This is a genomic window from Rhodovulum sp. (genome assembly GCF_011048875.1).
GTDB lineage: Bacteria > Pseudomonadota > Alphaproteobacteria > Rhodobacterales > Rhodobacteraceae > Rhodovulum > Rhodovulum tesquicola.
In genome coordinates this window covers 1-15,279 of sequence record NZ_DSDD01000285.1, presented here as the reverse complement: position 1 = coordinate 15,279, position 15,279 = coordinate 1, and the positions used below count along the sequence as shown (strand labels likewise).

General features: G+C 69.9%; 17 protein-coding genes. 5 read left to right on the top strand and 12 right to left on the bottom strand.

Annotation, left to right across the window (positions count from 1 at the left end; all coding sequences use genetic code 11):
• The 4 genes from ENN83_RS10060 to ENN83_RS10045 form a co-directional block, all read left to right on the top strand.
• Positions 1 to 402: energy-coupling factor ABC transporter permease (locus tag ENN83_RS10060; protein ID WP_287186554.1), on the top strand; the 402-nt coding region annotated here is incomplete at its 5' end.
• Positions 399 to 971 (top strand): cobalt ABC transporter permease, encoded by a 573-nt coding sequence (locus ENN83_RS10055; protein ID WP_287186550.1) that lies wholly within the window; start codon positions 399 to 401, stop codon positions 969 to 971. The genes ENN83_RS10060 and ENN83_RS10055, both read left to right, overlap by 4 nt.
• 4 nt (positions 972 to 975) lie before the next feature.
• Complete coding sequence (cbiQ, locus tag ENN83_RS10050) at positions 976 to 1,767, top strand: cobalt ECF transporter T component CbiQ (RefSeq protein ID WP_287186547.1); 792 nt, start codon at positions 976 to 978, stop codon at positions 1,765 to 1,767.
• Positions 1,754 to 2,413: an energy-coupling factor ABC transporter ATP-binding protein gene (locus ENN83_RS10045; RefSeq protein WP_287186544.1), complete on the top strand. Its 660-nt coding sequence runs from the start codon at positions 1,754 to 1,756 to the stop codon at positions 2,411 to 2,413. Before cbiQ ends, ENN83_RS10045 begins: the two co-directional genes overlap by 14 nt.
• Positions 2,414 to 2,432: 19 nt before the next feature.
• On the opposite strand, the gene cobF is transcribed toward ENN83_RS10045, so the two are convergent.
• The 6 genes from cobF to cbiE are packed head-to-tail and all read right to left on the bottom strand — an operon-like array spanning position 2,433 to position 7,540.
• Positions 2,433 to 3,176 (bottom strand): precorrin-6A synthase (deacetylating), encoded by a 744-nt coding sequence (gene cobF / locus ENN83_RS10040; protein WP_287186542.1) that lies wholly within the window; start codon positions 3,174 to 3,176, stop codon positions 2,433 to 2,435.
• On the bottom strand, positions 3,169 to 3,900 hold the full coding sequence (gene cobA, locus ENN83_RS10035) for a uroporphyrinogen-III C-methyltransferase (RefSeq protein ID WP_287186539.1): 732 nt from the start codon (positions 3,898 to 3,900) through the stop codon (positions 3,169 to 3,171). The genes cobF and cobA overlap by 8 nt, the downstream gene beginning before the upstream one ends.
• Positions 3,897 to 5,210 carry a cobyrinate a,c-diamide synthase gene (locus ENN83_RS10030; RefSeq protein WP_287186536.1) on the bottom strand — a complete coding sequence of 438 codons (1,314 nt, stop codon included), beginning with the start codon at positions 5,208 to 5,210 and terminating at the stop codon, positions 3,897 to 3,899. Before ENN83_RS10030 ends, cobA begins: the two co-directional genes overlap by 4 nt.
• On the bottom strand, positions 5,200 to 5,979 hold the full coding sequence (gene cobM / locus ENN83_RS10025; protein ID WP_287186532.1) for a precorrin-4 C(11)-methyltransferase: 780 nt from the start codon (positions 5,977 to 5,979) through the stop codon (positions 5,200 to 5,202). The genes ENN83_RS10030 and cobM overlap by 11 nt, the downstream gene beginning before the upstream one ends.
• Positions 5,976 to 6,344, bottom strand: coding sequence for a cobalamin biosynthesis protein (locus ENN83_RS10020; protein WP_287186530.1), 369 nt, complete (start codon positions 6,342 to 6,344; stop codon positions 5,976 to 5,978). The genes cobM and ENN83_RS10020 overlap by 4 nt, the downstream gene beginning before the upstream one ends.
• Positions 6,341 to 7,540, bottom strand: coding sequence for a precorrin-6y C5,15-methyltransferase (decarboxylating) subunit CbiE (cbiE, locus tag ENN83_RS10015; protein ID WP_287186528.1), 1,200 nt, complete (start codon positions 7,538 to 7,540; stop codon positions 6,341 to 6,343). The genes ENN83_RS10020 and cbiE overlap by 4 nt, the downstream gene beginning before the upstream one ends.
• Between cbiE and ENN83_RS10010 the strand changes: the two genes are divergently transcribed.
• Positions 7,539 to 8,294: a cobalt-precorrin-6A reductase gene (locus tag ENN83_RS10010; RefSeq protein WP_287186526.1), complete on the top strand. Its 756-nt coding sequence runs from the start codon at positions 7,539 to 7,541 to the stop codon at positions 8,292 to 8,294. The genes cbiE and ENN83_RS10010 overlap by 2 nt on opposite strands.
• Here ENN83_RS10010 and cobJ read toward each other — a convergent pair.
• From cobJ to ENN83_RS09980, 6 genes are all read right to left on the bottom strand, one after another.
• Entirely contained in the window at positions 8,267 to 9,019 is a 753-nt protein-coding gene (cobJ, locus tag ENN83_RS10005) for a precorrin-3B C(17)-methyltransferase (RefSeq protein ID WP_287186523.1), read from the bottom strand. The genes ENN83_RS10010 and cobJ overlap by 28 nt on opposite strands.
• Positions 9,016 to 9,744: a precorrin-2 C(20)-methyltransferase gene (gene cobI, locus ENN83_RS10000; protein WP_287186520.1), complete on the bottom strand. Its 729-nt coding sequence runs from the start codon at positions 9,742 to 9,744 to the stop codon at positions 9,016 to 9,018. The genes cobJ and cobI overlap by 4 nt, the downstream gene beginning before the upstream one ends.
• The gene (locus ENN83_RS09995) at positions 9,741 to 10,370 is read right to left on the bottom strand and encodes a precorrin-8X methylmutase (RefSeq protein ID WP_287186518.1); all 630 of its coding nucleotides are present in this window, start codon (positions 10,368 to 10,370) and stop codon (positions 9,741 to 9,743) included. Before ENN83_RS09995 ends, cobI begins: the two co-directional genes overlap by 4 nt.
• Positions 10,360 to 13,671, bottom strand: a complete 3,312-nt coding sequence (gene cobN, locus ENN83_RS09990; RefSeq protein WP_287186516.1) for a cobaltochelatase subunit CobN — start codon at positions 13,669 to 13,671, stop codon at positions 10,360 to 10,362. Before cobN ends, ENN83_RS09995 begins: the two co-directional genes overlap by 11 nt.
• 6 nt (positions 13,672 to 13,677) lie before the next feature.
• The gene (gene cobW, locus ENN83_RS09985; protein WP_287186514.1) at positions 13,678 to 14,715 is read right to left on the bottom strand and encodes a cobalamin biosynthesis protein CobW; all 1,038 of its coding nucleotides are present in this window, start codon (positions 14,713 to 14,715) and stop codon (positions 13,678 to 13,680) included.
• The coding region (locus ENN83_RS09980; protein ID WP_349760112.1) for a DUF1636 domain-containing protein at positions 14,712 to 15,279 on the bottom strand (568 nt) is incomplete at its 5' end. The genes cobW and ENN83_RS09980, both read right to left, overlap by 4 nt.

Below are 15,279 nucleotides of genomic sequence, written 5' to 3'. Positions count from 1 at the left end.
CTCGGCTGGGCCGCCTTCCCGGCGCTGTTCGTCGGGCTCTTGCTGCAGGCGGTGTTCTTCGGCTTCGGCGGCCTGACGGTGCTGGGCGTGAATACCGTCAACATCGCGTTGCCCGCGGTGATCGTGCATTACCTTTGCCGCCGCGGAGTGACGCGCGGAACGCCGTTTGTCGCGGCGATCTGGGCGGGCTTCGGCGGGGCGCTGGCCATCGCACTGACCACGGCCCTCGTGGGGCTGTCGCTGATGCTGTCGGGCGATGCCTTCATTCCGGCGGCCAAACTGGTGTTCTTCGCCCATATCCCGGTGATGGTAGTCGAGGGTCTCCTGTCCGCCGCTGCGATCTACCTTGCCGCTCAGGTCAAGCCTGACCTTTTCGATGCGATGAAGGAAGACCCGTCATGATCCGCGCGTTGTCCATCGTCCTTTGCCTTACCCTCGCGCCACTGCCCGCCGCCGCCCACAAGGTGATCGCCTTGGCCTTTCCCAGCGGCGATGCGATCGAGGGCGAGGTCGGCTTTTCGAACGGTGACATGGCGGCAAACCTTCTGATCGAGGTGTTCGACGGCGCGGGCACCAAGCTGGGCGAGGCCATGACCGATTCGGACGGGTTCTTCACCTATATGCCCACCCAAGCCGTGCGGCACGTCTTCCGCGCCGACCTCGGCGCGGGCCATGTCGCCGAGTTCGAGATGACCGCCGAGGATGTCGCCGCGATCCTCGGGACTCCCGCGACGGGCGCCGCGCCTGCCCCCACAGAGACCGCCGCCGCGGTGCCGCTCGCCGGGCTGTCCGACGCGGACAAGGCCGCAATCGCTGCGATCATGCGTGACGAGATGCGCCCCCTTCGCCGCGAGGTGGCCGCCTGCAAAGAACATCACGACATCCAGACCGTCCTCGGCGGCATCGGCTATATCGCGGGTCTGTTCGGCCTCGGCTTCTACTTTGCCGCGCGCCGCAGGCTGGCGGGCTGAGCGCATGGGCCACATCCTGACCGCAGAGCGGCAGACCCCGAGCGACACGGGGGCCGGACAGGGCGGCGCGCTGGCACGGCTCGACCCGCGTACCCGCATCCTCGGCGCCTGCGCCTTTGCCGTGGTCACCGTTGCCTGCAGTTGGCTGCCGATCCTCGTCGCGGCCCTGCTGATGGCCGTTGGCCTGATGTTGGTTTCGCGTGTGCCGGTCGTCCCGATCCTTCGCCGTATGGCGGCAATGGACAGTTTCATCCTGGTCCTGCTGGCACTCTTGCCGTTTTCCGTGCCCGGCGACGCGATCTTCACCCTGTGGGGCTTTGCCGCCAGTTGGCAGGGCCTGGCCCTTGCCATCGAGATCCTGCTGACGGCGAATGCCGTCGTCCTTGCGCTCCTGTCACTTGTCGGCACGATGGAGCCGGTGACGCTGGGTCACGCGCTCTCGCGCCTGCGCCTGCCCGAAACGCTGGTGCATCTGTTGATGTTCACGATCCGCTATATCGAGGTGCTGCGCGCCGAATACCTGCGCCTGCGCCAGGCGATGAAGATGCGCGGGTTCCGCCCGTCCACCACCTGGCACAGCTATCGCAGCTTTGGCTATCTTGTGGGCATGATGCTGGTCCGCGCGATCGAACGGTCCGAGCGCGTGCTGGGCGCGATGAAATGCCGGGGTTTCTCCGGGCAAATCCCGCTGCTGGAAACGCTTGCCTACGGGCGCTCTGATGTCCTTTTCGCGGCGGTGTCGGGCGCAGCTCTGCTGGCGCTTTTCGCCGCCGAAATCGCCCATGCCGCTATTTGAGCTCGGTGACATCCGGTTCGGCTATCCCGGCCATCCGCCCGTGCTGCGGGGCGCCAGCCTTGCCCTGCACGAGGGGCAGCGGCTGTCGATCACCGGGCCCAACGGCGCGGGCAAGTCGACCCTCCTGCGGATCATGGTCGGGCTCTTGCGGCCCGATGCGGGGCGGGTTCTGGCGTTCGGCAAGCCCCGGCGGGAAGAGGCCGACTTTCACGAAGTCCGCCGCCGGGCCGGGATGGTGTTCCAGGACCCCGACGATCAGCTTTTCTGCCCGACCGTCGCCGAGGACATCGCCTTCGGCCCCCTGAACCTTGGCAAGAGCCGCGCCGAGGCCGTCGCGATCGTCGACCGGACGTTGGAGCGGCTCGACCTGATGCATTTGCGCGACCGGATCACCTACAAGCTGTCGGGCGGAGAGAAACGTCTGGTGACGCTCGCCACCGTGCTGGCGATGGAGCCCGAGGTGCTGCTGCTGGACGAGCCAACGAATGCGCTGGACGAAGCGAACGAGGCACGGCTGGTGGAAATCCTGCAATCCCTGCCGCAGCCCATGGTTCTGGTCAGCCACGACGCACGGTTCCGCGCGAAGATCGCGCCCGAAAGCCTGCGGCTCGCCGATGGCGTGCTGGTCCCCGACCCGGCGCCATGAGAGCCACCGGGCCGCGCGGTCAGCCCCCCGATGCCCGGCGCAGCAGATAGATATCCATGATCCAGCCATGCCGCGTCCTTGCCTCGGCGCGCGTCTCGACGATCTGGGGGCCGGCCTCAGCCAGCGGCCCCGACACCGTGGCTTCCTCAGCCATCCCCAGATAGGCACCCCACCAGATCGTGACGCCTTCGGGGTCGAGTGTTTGAAACGCGCAGCCGCCGTCCAACATCACCACCAGCGTATCGGCGCAATCAGGCCAACCCTCTTCCCGCAGCCGCCGCCCGGTGGTGACAAGGAACGGCGCGCCGATCTCGTTCAGCGGAATGGCATGGGCGGCGCAAAGCGCCTGCAAAGCCGTAATTCCGGGCACGACCGTGATCTGCGGCGGCGGGCTCAGGCGGGCGGCAATCCGAAGCGAGCTGTCGTAAAGCGCGGGGTCCCCCCAGACCAGCAGGGCCACCCGCTGCGCCTGCCGCCCCGCCGCCGTGACCCACGCGCATGCGATGGCGTCGTGCCACGCCTCCACACCGGCCAGATAGTCGCCCCCGGCGTCGCGTTTGGGCAGGTCGAATTCCACGATCCGGGCGTCGTCGCTGCCCAGAACCCGGGCGCAGATATCGCGCCGGAGGTCCGCGAGGTCGGCCTTCTCCGCCCCCTTGCGCGGCACGAGGATCAGGTCGGCCGACCGGATCGCCTTCGCCCCTTGCTGGGTCAGGTGATCGGGATTACCGGTGCCGATACCGATCAGGACCAGTTCACGCATCGGCGGCCTCTTCGGCAAGAGGGCCGTAGAGGATCAGCGCGGGCGCGGGCGATGTGGCTTCGGCCAGCGCTTCTGCCAGCCCCCCGACGGTGCCGAGCGTCAGGCGCTGCGCCTCGGTCGTGACGCCCTCGGCCAGCAGCGCGGGCGTCTCCCTCAGCAACCCCCGCGCGACCAGCGCCCCGGCAAGCGCCGGGAAGGTCCGCCGACCCATGTAGACGACAGTGGTGGCATGGGGATCGGCCAGCGCGTCCAGGTCGATATTGTCGGGCAGCTGCCCGGTCACGTCATGGCCGGTGACGAACTGCACCCGCCGTGCGGTCAGCCGCCGCGTCAGGGGAATACCCGCCGCCGCAGCGGCGGCGCAGGCGGATGTCACGCCGGGCACGATTTCATACCCCATGCCTGCTGCGCGCAGCGCCATAATCTCTTCCTCCAGCCGCCCGAACAGCCCGGCATCGCCGGATTTCAGCCGCACCACCCGGGCGCCGGTGGCCGCGTAATCCACCAGCAACCGGCTGACGTGATCCTGTTTCGGTGAGACGCGCCCGGCGCGCTTGCCCACACCCACCAGATCGGCACCGGCCCGTGCATGTGACAGGATCGGCCCCGCGGACAGATCGTCGAACAGCACCGCGTCGGCGTGCTTCAGCCGGTCGACCGCCTTCAGGGTCAGGAGTTCGGGATCGCCCGGGCCGGAACTGACGAAACTGACGAAACCACTCACGCCGCGCCCTCCGTGATGAGGTGAAAGAAACTGCCGGTGACATGCCCCCGCACCGACCCGGTTTCGGGCATGGGGTTGCCGCCCGCATCGGTAACGCGGGCGAGCGGCGCATCGGGCTGCTCAAGGATCGTCGAATAGTGGAACTCGTGCCCGTAGAGCATCGCGCCTGCCCCTTGGCCCGGCATGGCGGCTTCCAGCACCGCGCGGCGATAGCCAAGATGCAGGCGACGCTGCGCATAGCTGGTCACCAGCCCCAGGAGCCCCGCCATTGCATGCCGCTCTCCGTCCGAATCGACCAAACCCGCGCCCAGCATCATGTAGCCGCCGCATTCTCCATGCACGGGCCGGCTTTCGGCATGGCGCCGCAACCCATCCAGGAAAGTGCCTGAGGCAGCCAGCCTACCCGCATGCAATTCCGGATAGCCGCCCGGCAGCCAGACCAGATCGGCCTCCGGGGGGGGCTCGTCGGCCAGCGGCGAGAACGGCAGGATTTCCGCGCCCGCCCGCTTCCAGCCCTCCAGCAGATGCGGATAAATGAAGGAAAACGCCACATCCCGGGCCAGCGCGATTCGCTGGGCGGGCGGATTCGGCCAGCGGCCGGGCGGCCGGTTCGGACCGGCGCGCGCCGCCGCGCGCAGCGCGCCAAGGTCGGCATGGTCCCGCAGGAACGCCCCCAGACGGCCGATCACCGCGTCGATATCGCCGTGCTCCTCGGCCTGCACGAGGCCCAGATGCCGCTCGGGCAATTTCAGGTCGCTGCGCCGGGGAAGGGCGCCGAAAACGGTGATTCCGAGCCGCGCCATCTCCTCGCGGATCATCATCTCGTGCCGGGCGCCTGCCACCCGGTTCAGGATCACACCGGCCAGGGGCGCAGCGTCGGGGTGGCGGGCAAATCCCAGTGCCGTGGCCGCCGCCGATTGCGCCTGCCCCGAGACGTCGAGTATCAGCACCACCGGCCAGCCGAAGGCGCGCGCGATCTCGGCGCTCGACCCGCGCCCCGAGACACCAGGCGCCGAGGTCCCGTCGAACAGGCCCATCGACCCTTCCGACAGGACGAAGTCCGCCCCTTGTGTCCGGGATGCGATGGCCCCGAGCAAGTCCTCATCCATCGCCCACGTGTCGAGATTGAACGAGTCGCGCCCCGCCGCGATGCGGTGAAAGGCGGGGTCGATGTAGTCGGGCCCGTTCTTGAAGGGCTGCACCGTCAGCCCCCCGTCGCGGAACGCGCGCAAAAGGCCCAGTGTCACGGTCGTCTTGCCCGACCCCGAGGCCGGGGCGGCGATGACAAGGCCCGGAGGATTAGCCGCCATGTCGCCTTCCTTCGGCCCGTTGCGGCCGAAAACGGCGGTCGTAGTCGGGCGCATAGAGACAGCTTTCGGCGAAGCCCTCGGCCCCCAGCGCCGGGCCGACAAGGATCAGCGCCGTGCGTTCGATCCCCTCGGGCAGCGCGGCCTCGATGGTGTCAAGCGTCGCGCGGGTAATGCTCTGGTCCGGCCAGCTGGCGCGGAACACCACCGCAACGGGGCACGCGCCACCGTAATGGGGGGTCAGGTCGGCCACCACGCGCGAGAGGTTGTGGATCGACAGGTGAATGGCAAGCGTCGCGCCGGTGACGGCGAAATTGGCAAGGCTCTCGCCCTCGGGCATCGACGAGGCACGGCCCGGCGTGCGGGTCAGCACCACCGATTGCGCAACGCCCGGCAGCGTCAACTCGGCCCCCAGCGCCGCCGCCGCTGCCGCGAACGAGGGAACGCCGGGGGTCACACTGACCGGAATCCCCTCGGCCTTCAGCCGCCGGATCTGCTCGCCCATCGCCGACCAGACCGACAGATCGCCCGAATGCAGCCGCGCGACGTCAAGCCCCGCCTCATGCGCGGCACGGCATTCGGCGATGATCGCGTCCAGATCCAGCGGTGCGGTGTTCACGATCCGCGCATCGGGCGGGCAGTGGGCCAGGATCGCCCGAGGCACCAGCGACCCGGCATAGAGGCAGACCGGACAGGCCGCGATCAGGTCGCGTCCGCGCAGGGTCAGCAGGTCGGGGGCGCCGGGGCCCGCGCCGATGAAATGGACGGTCATGGGGTATCTCCGGTTGCGATGGCGCAGGTGGCCATTCGGTCGTTTGAAACGGCGCGCGGGCCTGTGAGCTGCGCCGAGGGTCCGGCGGCAGCGAGTGCGGCGGCCTCGGCGACAGACCCTGTACCGCGAAGCGCGCGCACGCGGGGCGCCTCGGTCAGGGTGGCCGGGGCGGCGAGGTCGCTGGACGAGACCGCCCGGACCGGCAGGCCCAGCCGCGCCGCCAAATCGGCGAGGCAGGACGCACCGGCCTTGTCCCTTGGGGCGGCGAGCGCGGTCAAACCACCGCACCCGCCGGCCCGCGCCAGCGCATCGGACAGGCTTTCAAGGGACGCGCCCTTGCGGAAACCGAACCCCGCCACCCTCATCGCACGACACTCCACTGCATCACCGGATAGGCAGTACGCCAGCCGCGCCTTGTGCCCAGCGGCTGCGCCTCGGCCAGTTCCACGCGCAGCAGGTTGCCGCCCTGCGCGGCCTGCCACGCGACCAGCAGCGCTTCGGACTCAAGCGTCACCGCGTTTGCCACGACCCGTGTACCGGACCCGAGCCGCGCCCACAGGTCCGACAACAGCGCCTCGGACAGCCCACCGCCGATGAACACGGCCTGCGGTGGGGCAAGACCGTCCAGCACCTCGGGCGCACGGCCCTCGACCACACGCAGCCGGTCCGCCCCCAGCGCTGCGGCATTCGTGCGGATGCGATCGGCGCGGGCGGGATCCGCTTCGACGGCAGTCGCGTGCATCGACGGGTGACAGGCGAGCCATTCGATCGAGATCGAGCCCGATCCCGCGCCGATATCCCACAGGTGTTCAACCGGCCGGGGCGCAAGCGCGGACAGGGTCAGTGCGCGCAGCGGCCGCTTGGTGATCTGGCCATCATGGTCGAACAGGCCATCCGGCCAGCCGCTTGCCGCAGGGATCACCTCGCCTGCGCCACCGATCTTCAACCCGACGCAGACCGGGTGGTGAACGTCCGTGAGATCGTATTCCGCGGCCGTGGTCCCCCGCACCCGCTGACGGGGACCGCCGAGCGCCTCCATCACCCAGAGCGTGCTCTCGCCAAAGTCCAGCCCGGTCAGCCAGGCCGCAAGATCGCGCACCGCCGACCCGTCACGCAGCAGCACCAGCGCCTGCGCGCCAGGCGCCAGATGCGGGCGCAACTGCGCGAAGGGTGCGGCGTGCAGGCCGAGGCAGGACGTCCGCTCCAGCGGCCAGCCAAGGCGCGCCGCGGCAAGCGAGAAAACCGAGGGGGCCGGGAAGGCGCGCCATTCGCCGGGCGCGAAGTCCCGCGCGATCACCGAGCCCGCGCCGAACCAGAACGGATCGCCCGAGGCCAGCACCGCGACGCGCCTGCCGCGCAGACCCTGAAGGATCGGCAAACCGTCGGCGAAAGGCACGGGCCATTCGATGCGTTCGGCCTTCAGATCGGGAAGCAGGCCCAGATGCCGCGGCGGCCCCATCACGATTTCGGCCGCCTCCAGCACGGCACGGCTTGCGGGCGGCAGCCCGTCCGGGCCATCCTCGCCCAACCCCACGATGCTCAGCCAAGGAGCCTCAGCCATGCGCCCCAATCTCCTGATCCTTGGTGGCACCACCGAGGCGACCGCGCTGGCGCAGGCTGTGGCCGCGCAGGGCATCGACGCCACCTTGTCCTTCGCGGGCCGGGTGGAGCGACCCAGGCCGCAGCCGGTCCCGGTGCGGATCGGCGGGTTCGGCGGCGCCGACGGGCTGGCCTCTTTCCTGACGTCGCAGCGCATCACCCATGTGGTCGATGCAACGCATCCCTTCGCCGCACAGATGAGCCGCAACGCCGTCACCGCCTGCGCGGCAAGGGGCGTTCCTCTGGTCGCGCTGACCCGGCCGCCCTGGACGCCCCAGCCCGGCGACCGCTGGCGCCATGTGCCCGACATCGCGGGCGCGGTCGCCGCGCTGGCGGGGCCGCCCCGGCGCGTGATGCTGGCGGTAGGGCGGATGCATCTGGACGCCTTTGTCGCACAGCCACAGCATTTCTACCTGCTGCGCCTCGTCGACCCGCCCGCCAGCCCGCCGCCCCTGCCGCATCATCATGTGATCGTCTCGCGCGGGCCGTTCACAGAGGCGGACGACTGCGCGTTGATGCAGCAGCACCGGATCGAAATCGTGGTGTCCAAAAACGCCGGCGGCACCGGGGCGCGAGCGAAGATCGCCGCAGCGCGCGGGCTGGGCCTGCCCGTGCTGATGATCGACCGCCCGGCGCTGCCTGCAAGGCATGAAGTATCGACCCCAGCCGAGGTTCTGGATTGGCTCGCTCATTCCGGCGCGGACCTCGGGGTATAGACGATGGGCGCGCCGTTGCGCGCGATGATCTGCGTCAGCGACGAGCCGACCAGAACGACCGTGCGCATGTCGGCCATCTCGGGGCGGGCCTCGGTCAGCGGCACCACCCGGAGCGCTTCCTCGGGTGTCGAAACTGCACGGGCAAAGACCACTGGCCGGGCGTCGCCGCAGGCGTCCCGCAGCACGTCCAGCGCGCGGGCGAACCCCTCGGGGCGGGCCTTCGAGCGGGGGTTGTAGAAGGCCATCGCAAAATCCGCCTCGATCGCCAGGCGCAGGCGTTTCTCGACCAGCGCCCAGGGCTTGAGGTTGTCGCTGAGGTTGATCGCGCAGAAATCATGCCCCAGGGGCGCCCCCGCCCGCGCGGCGGCGGCCAGCATCGCGGTGATGCCCGGCAGGACGCGGATGTCCAGATCGCGCCAGTGCGGCGGCCCCGCCTCCACTGCCTCGAACACGGCCGAGGCCATGGCGAACACCCCTGGATCGCCAGAGGACACGACCACGACCCGACGCCCTGCCGCCGCCATCCCCAGCGCATGGGCTGCGCGGTCGAGTTCCTCGCGATTGTCGGACGCATGCAGCGTCAGCCCCTCGCGCGGGGCAACGCGCGCGACATAGGGGATATAGCCTACCACGTCGGTCGCCTCGGCCAGCGCCGCCGTCACCTCGGGCGTCACCAGCGCGTCGTCCCCGGGCCCCAGCCCGGCGATGGCCAGTCCCCCGCTCATGGCCGCCTTCCCTGGCCGTGGACCAGCGCGATGGAGAAGTAGGGTGCGGTCTCGCCCGGGTAGTCATCCAGCCGCGTCACCTTCTGCCCGGGCATCGCGGCGCGTTCGACCAGCCAGGCCTCCCCGGCGCGGCCCGCCCGTGCCAGCGCGCGGCGCAGCTTGGGCAGGTGGCGGCCGATCTTCATCACCACCACGGCATCCGCACCCGCGATTCCCCTGACCAGCGCATCCTCCGGCAGGGTTCCGGGCAACACGGTCAGGATGTCGTCACCCCAGGTGATCGGCGCGCCCGTCGCCGTCCAGGCGGCCGACATGCCGGTGATGCCCGGCACGACCTCGACCGGCACGACGCCCGTCAGCCGTGTGTAGAGATGCATGAAAGAGCCGTAGAAGAACGGATCGCCCTCGCAGAGCACGACCACATTTTCGCCTGCCTCGGCCAGCGTGCGCAGCCGGGCGCAGCACTCGGTGTAGAAGGCCGCGAGAACCTCGTTGTAGCGGGGGTCGTCGAACGGGATCTCCGTCGTCACGGGGTATTCCATCGGATGCTCGGTCGCGCCCGCGGGGATCAGCCCCTCAACGATGGCGCGGGCCTGCCCATTGCAACCGGCCTTGCGGAAATAGGCGACATGGGTCGCGCCACGCAGCAGGCGGTCGGCGCGCACGCACATAAGGTCGGCAGCACCCGGGCCGAGGCCCAGGCCATAAACGGTGCCCAGCCTCATTCCGCGCGGCTCGCGATGGCGTTGATGGCGGCGACCGTGATCGCGCTGCCGCCCAGCCGGCCCTCGACGATGCAGCAGGGCACGGGCTGTGCCTGCCAAAGCGCCTCTTTCGATTCCGCCGCGCCGACGAAGCCGACCGGGCAACCGATGATCGCGGCGGGACGCGGGCAGGAAGGATCCTCCAGCATATTCAGAAGATGAAAGAGCGCGGTCGGCGCGTTGCCGATGGCGACCAGCGCGCCCGCAAGGTGCGGCCGCCAGAGCTCCAGCGCAGCGGCCGAGCGCGTGTTGCCCATCGCCGCGGCGCGCTCGGCTATGCCGTTTGCCTGCAAGGTGCAGATCACGGCGTTTCCAGCGGGCAGGCGCGTGCGGGTCACGCCCTCAGACACCATGCGCGCGTCGCACAGGATCGGCGCGCCGCCCTCAAGTGCCGCCCGGGCCGTCGCCACGAACCCCGGCGAAAACCGGATATGCGGGGCCAGGCCCACCATGCCCGCGGCATGGATCATCCGCACCGCGATGGGTTCTTCCTCGGCGTCGAAATGCGCCAGGTTGGCTTCGGCGCGGATCATCGCGAAGGACTGGGCGTAGATCGCGGCCCCGTCGGTTTCATAATCATAAGGCATCGCTGGTCTCCGGATGCAGTGCGGCGGCGATGGAATTGCGGCGCGTGTGCCAAAGCCCCGCGCGATCGAGCGCCGCGAACCGCTCGCGCATCGCCGCAAGCGCCTGGGGGTTGGCCTCTGCCATGAAGGCGGTCAGGTCGTCGTCGCCAAGCGTCGCCGCATAGTAGAGGTCGAAAAGATGCGGCCGCACCGCGCCCGCGAGGTGGGCAAAGGCCGCAAGGTGGTCGAGCGTGGCCGCTATCTCGGCGGCGCCGCGAAAGCCGTGGCGGCGCATCCCCGCCAGCCACGCCGGGTTGGCGGCGCGGGCGCGCACCACGCGGGCGACCTCTTCGGACAGGGTCCGGGTGCGGGGACGATCAGGGTCGGTATTATCCAGGTGGTACAGCGCGGCCTTGCCGCCCGTGACAGCCTGCGCCGCGGCGAAGCCCGCCTCGTGCGCAGCATAATCGGCGGCCAGCAGGATATCGGTTTCGGGCAGGTCCTGGGCGTGCACGAACCCATCCGCCCGCTCGACGCGAGCTTTCAGACCCGCCTCGTCGCGGCGGCTCTCCGCGCCATCCAGCGCCCAGGCGCTGGCCGCGAGCCAAGCCTCGCCCGCGGCGAGACGGGCCTCGTCGGAATACTCCTCGACTGCAAGCCCCATGCCCAGCCCGTAGCTGCCCGGCGCGGGCCCATAGACACGCGCGCCCACATCGCGCCCGGCATAGGGATTCCAGTCGGGCGCCTCGTCGCGGGCGGCGAGCGCCCGGATCGCCTGTTGGAACAACGCCGACAACGTGGGAAAGACATCACGGAACAGGCCAGAGACCCGGAGCGTCACGTCAAGCCGCGGCCGGTCGAGCATGGCGATGGGAAGCACCTCGACGCCGGACACTCTTTCGGTGCCTTCGTCCCAGACGGGTGTCACGCCCAGCAGGTGCAACGCCATGGCGAAATCCTCGCCCGCGGTGCGCATCGTGGCCGACCCCCACAGGTCGACGACCAGCCCGCGCGGCCAATCGCCGTGGTCCTGCAGGTGGCGGCGCACAAGGTCCTCGGCGAGTTTCACGCCCTGCGCATGCGCCGACCGCGTCGGCACCGCGCGCGGATCGGTGGTGAAAAGGTTGCGCCCGGTGGGCAGAACATCGCGCCGCCCGCGATAGGGCGACCCGGACGGGCCCGGCGCGATCTGTCCGCCCGCGAAGGCCGTCAGCAGCGCTTTTCGTTCCGCGGCGATGGAAGGGCCGGTGTCAAAGCTGCCGGGCGTGGCCGCGGTGCGGCCGAAGACATGCAGCCCGTCGCCGAACTGGCTGTCCTTCACGTCGCAGACGAACCGGTCGATCCGGGTGATCGCCTCCGCCGGGCAGGCGGCGGCCTCGAGGCCCAGATCCTCTTCGATGCCAAGGGCCTGCGCCTCGGTCCGGATTTCCTTTTGCAGCCGCGCGCGGCGCTTTGGGTCCAGCCCATCGGCGTTCGAGAACTCGTCGAGCAGCGCTTCGAGCCGGGCAAAGCGGTCTGGCGTGCCGCTTTTCCGCAAGGGCGGGGGGATATGCCCGATGGTGACGGCGGCGATCCGGCGCTTGGCCTGTGCGGCCTCGCCGGGGTCGTTGACGATGAAGGGATAGATTACCGGCAGCGTCGCGATCAGCGCCTCGGGCCAGCAAGCCGCCGACAGCGCCACCGCCTTACCCGGCAGCCATTCCAGCGTGCCATGCGCCCCCATGTGGATCACCGCGTCGCAGCGTATGGCCTCGCGCAGCCAGAGATAGAAGGCGACATAGGCGTGGCGCGGGGTGCGGTGGACGTCGTGGTAGTCGTCGTCGCGCATCACCGGATCACCGCGCTCGGGTTGCAAAGCCACCAGCGCCGTACCGCGCCGGGTGGCGGCGAAGTGAAAGGCACCGTCCCGCACGGCAGGGTCGGCCTCGGGTGGGCCCCAGGCCGCGTCCAGCGCCTTCCGCAGGGTTTCGGGCAGGCGGGCGAGTGCCGCGCGATAGGCGTCGAGCGGCCAGGCCTGCGTCTCCTGCGCCAGCGCATCGCACAGGGGCGGACCGGGTGCGATGGGAACGCCCTCGGCGCCAAGATCCTCCAGCACCGCCTCGGCCGAGGCCAGCGCATCGAGCCCGACCGCATGGGCCATTTGCCAAGTTTTGCCCGGGTAGGTGGACAGCACGATGGCGGGGCGCTTTTCGGACGCCGGACGCCGGGTCAGCCCGATCCAGGCCAGCACCCGGTCGGCGATCGCGGCGATCCGGTCGGGATGCGCACGATGGGCATGGCGAGCGAATTGCAGATGCGGGTCGCGGGCGGCCGGTTCCTTGAAGGACGCGACGCCCGCGAAGATGCGGCCATCCACCTCGGGCAGCACGACATGCATGGCCAAATCGGCAGGCGACAGCCCGCGCTCGGCCTCACTCCAGGCCCGTTCGGTCGAGGTCGCCAGCGCGGCCTGGAACACCGGAACGCCGCCCGCATCCAGCGGCGAGGCGCCGTCCTCGCCCTTGCCCGAAAAGGCCGTGGCGTTGACGATGGCCGAGGGGCGCAGATGGCCGATCTGGCGGGCCAGCCAACGCGCGGCCTCGGGCGCCTTGAGAGAGGGCACGAAGAGCGCCTTGACATCGCAACCGCGCGACCGGAAGGCGTCGAACAGCGCCGCGATGGGATCAAGGTCGGCTGCCGTCACATAGGCGCGGTAGAAGGTCAGCACGACGCGCGGGCGGCCGGTTTCGGGCCCAAGGTCCGCCAGCGGACAGCACACGCCCTGCTCGGGGGTCCAGGCGCCGACCTGCGGCACCGCCTTGGCCCCCATCACCGGCGCGGCATACAGCCCCGCGGCCAGCGCCATCTGCGCCAGCGCCGCCTGCGCGGCCACCGCGCCGCCTGCATCGCAAAGTTGCGAAAGCCGCCGCAGCGTGGATAACGGCAGGGTCGAGACCTCGTCGAGCCGCCCATCGGGACGGCCGTCGGCCGGCAGCACGGCCAGCGCGATGCCCCTTGCCTGCGCCAGCGCCTGCACCTGTTGCAGCCCGTAGTCCCAATAGGAGCGCCCGCCGATCAGGCGGACCAGGATACCCTTGGCGCCCGAAAGCGTGCGCTCGACATAGGTGTCGACCGACAGCGGATGCCGCAGCGCGGCGAGATTGGCCAGCCGCAGCGTGGGCATCCCCCCTTCGGCCCCGCCGCCCCGGTGCCAGCCCGCCGCGAAAGCCCCAAGATCGCTGTCCGAGAACGAGAGCACCACCAGATCGGCGGGGTCCTGCCCCAGATCGGTCGGCGTCTCGGTCTCTTCCAGACCGTGGCTTTCGCGGAAGACGACGTGCATGGCCTGTCAGCCCGCCAGAGCCGCGCGGATCGCGCCCGCGTCGATATCGTCATGCTCGGCGATCACCACCAGGCGCGTGCTGCGCGGCTCGTCCGCGCCCCAGGGCCGATCATACTGGTGGCGCACCCGCGTGCCCACCGCCTGCACCAGCAGGCGCATCGGCTTGCCCGCGACGGCGGCATGGCCCTTGACGCGCAGGATGTTCTGCTTGCGGGCAAGCGCCTCGATGCGGCCGGCCAGGATCGCCGGGTCGGCCTGTTCGGGCAGGTCCACAACGATGCTTTCGAAATCCTCGTGGTCGTGGTCGTCTGCGCCGTCATGGTGGCTGGGCCGGGCATTCAGATCGTCCTCGGCCGCGGCCTCAAGCCCCAGGATCACGCGCGGGTCCACGACGCCTTCGGCCACCTCGACGATCGGCAGGCGGCGTGGCGCCTCGGCCTCGATCACCGCGCGGGCGGTGGCCACGCCCTCGGGGCCCGCCAGATCGGGCTTGGTCAGCAGCACGATATCGGCACACGAGATCTGGTCCTCGAACACCTCGGACAGCGGCGTTTCGTGGTCGATGCTGTCATCGGCGGCTCGCTGGGCATCGACCGCGGCCACGTTCGGCGCAAACCGGCCCGCCGCCACGGCCTCGGCATCGGCCACGGCAATCACCCCGTCGACGGTAATGCGCGAGCGGATGTCGGGCCAGTCGAAAGCCTTGAGCAGCGGCTTGGGCAGTGCCAGACCGCTGGTTTCGATCAGGATGTGGTCAGGGCGCGGGTCCATCGCCATCAGCGCCTCGATGGTAGGGATGAAATCGTCGGCCACGGTGCAGCAGATGCATCCGTTGGCCAGTTCCACGATGTTCTCGGCCGGGCAATCGGGGATCGCGCAGGATTTCAGGATTTCTCCATCGACGCCCACATCGCCGAACTCGTTGACGACGACGGCCAGGCGCTTGCCGCCCGCGGTTTGCATCAGGTGTCGGATCAGCGTCGTCTTGCCCGAGCCGAGAAAGCCGGTGATCACGGTGACGGGCAGCTTGGCAAGGTCGGTCATTCGGGGGCCTCCAGAGGGGGAATGCGGGCGATGCAGTTCTTGCGGAAATGGTCGGGGCGAGCGCGCCAGGGCACCAGCCCGTCCGGCGCATCGCGGTATTTCGTGGCACCGTCGACGATCACGGGCGCATCGGTCGACGCGTCGAGATTGCCATAGACATAAGTCCAGCGACCGGGGCCACGCAGCGCGATGGTCACGCCCGCCGTGCAGTTCGACAGGCACTCGACCGGTATCAGGCGGATATCGGCGGGCAGGTTCTGGCCGGCAAGCGCATCGTGCAGCCGTGCGCCGGGCAGCACGTCCGCATCACCGGCCGGCTGACCCCGCCGGCATTTCACGCAAACCAGAATTTCAACCGCGCCTTCGGATGCGCCGCTCATCCGGGCACCGGACCGCGGCGGGGATTGGAAAGAACCAGCATTTTTAACCCCGTAGCGCAGGGGACAAGGGCAGATGGCGGGTAGAGCCGAAGCCGGACCCGACACCGGAACACCCCGTCCGGTTACGTCGTCTTGCGCTGGCAGGTCTCCCGGCTTGCGGATGTCAGGCCCTTTGGTCTGGCGG

Bases quoted from the DNA above. Each gene is read 5' to 3' on its own strand.
- ENN83_RS10055 (WP_287186550.1), top strand. From the start codon at position 399: ATGATCCGCGCGTTGTCCATCGTCCTTTGCCTTACCCTCGCGCCACTG.
- cbiQ (WP_287186547.1), top strand. From the start codon at position 976: ATGGGCCACATCCTGACCGCAGAGCGGCAGACCCCGAGCGACACGGGG.
- ENN83_RS10045 (WP_287186544.1), top strand. From the start codon at position 1,754: ATGCCGCTATTTGAGCTCGGTGACATCCGGTTCGGCTATCCCGGCCAT.
- cobF (WP_287186542.1), bottom strand. From the start codon at position 3,176: ATGCGTGAACTGGTCCTGATCGGTATCGGCACCGGTAATCCCGATCAC.
- ENN83_RS10030 (WP_287186536.1), bottom strand. From the start codon at position 5,210: ATGGCGGCTAATCCTCCGGGCCTTGTCATCGCCGCCCCGGCCTCGGGG.
- cobM (WP_287186532.1), bottom strand. From the start codon at position 5,979: ATGACCGTCCATTTCATCGGCGCGGGCCCCGGCGCCCCCGACCTGCTG.
- ENN83_RS10020 (WP_287186530.1), bottom strand. From the start codon at position 6,344: ATGAGGGTGGCGGGGTTCGGTTTCCGCAAGGGCGCGTCCCTTGAAAGC.
- ENN83_RS10010 (WP_287186526.1), top strand. From the start codon at position 7,539: ATGCGCCCCAATCTCCTGATCCTTGGTGGCACCACCGAGGCGACCGCG.
- cbiE (WP_287186528.1), bottom strand. From the start codon at position 7,540: ATGGCTGAGGCTCCTTGGCTGAGCATCGTGGGGTTGGGCGAGGATGGC.
- cobJ (WP_287186523.1), bottom strand. From the start codon at position 9,019: ATGAGCGGGGGACTGGCCATCGCCGGGCTGGGGCCCGGGGACGACGCG.
- cobI (WP_287186520.1), bottom strand. From the start codon at position 9,744: ATGAGGCTGGGCACCGTTTATGGCCTGGGCCTCGGCCCGGGTGCTGCC.
- ENN83_RS09995 (WP_287186518.1), bottom strand. From the start codon at position 10,370: ATGCCTTATGATTATGAAACCGACGGGGCCGCGATCTACGCCCAGTCC.
- cobN (WP_287186516.1), bottom strand. From the start codon at position 13,671: ATGCACGTCGTCTTCCGCGAAAGCCACGGTCTGGAAGAGACCGAGACG.
- cobW (WP_287186514.1), bottom strand. From the start codon at position 14,715: ATGACCGACCTTGCCAAGCTGCCCGTCACCGTGATCACCGGCTTTCTC.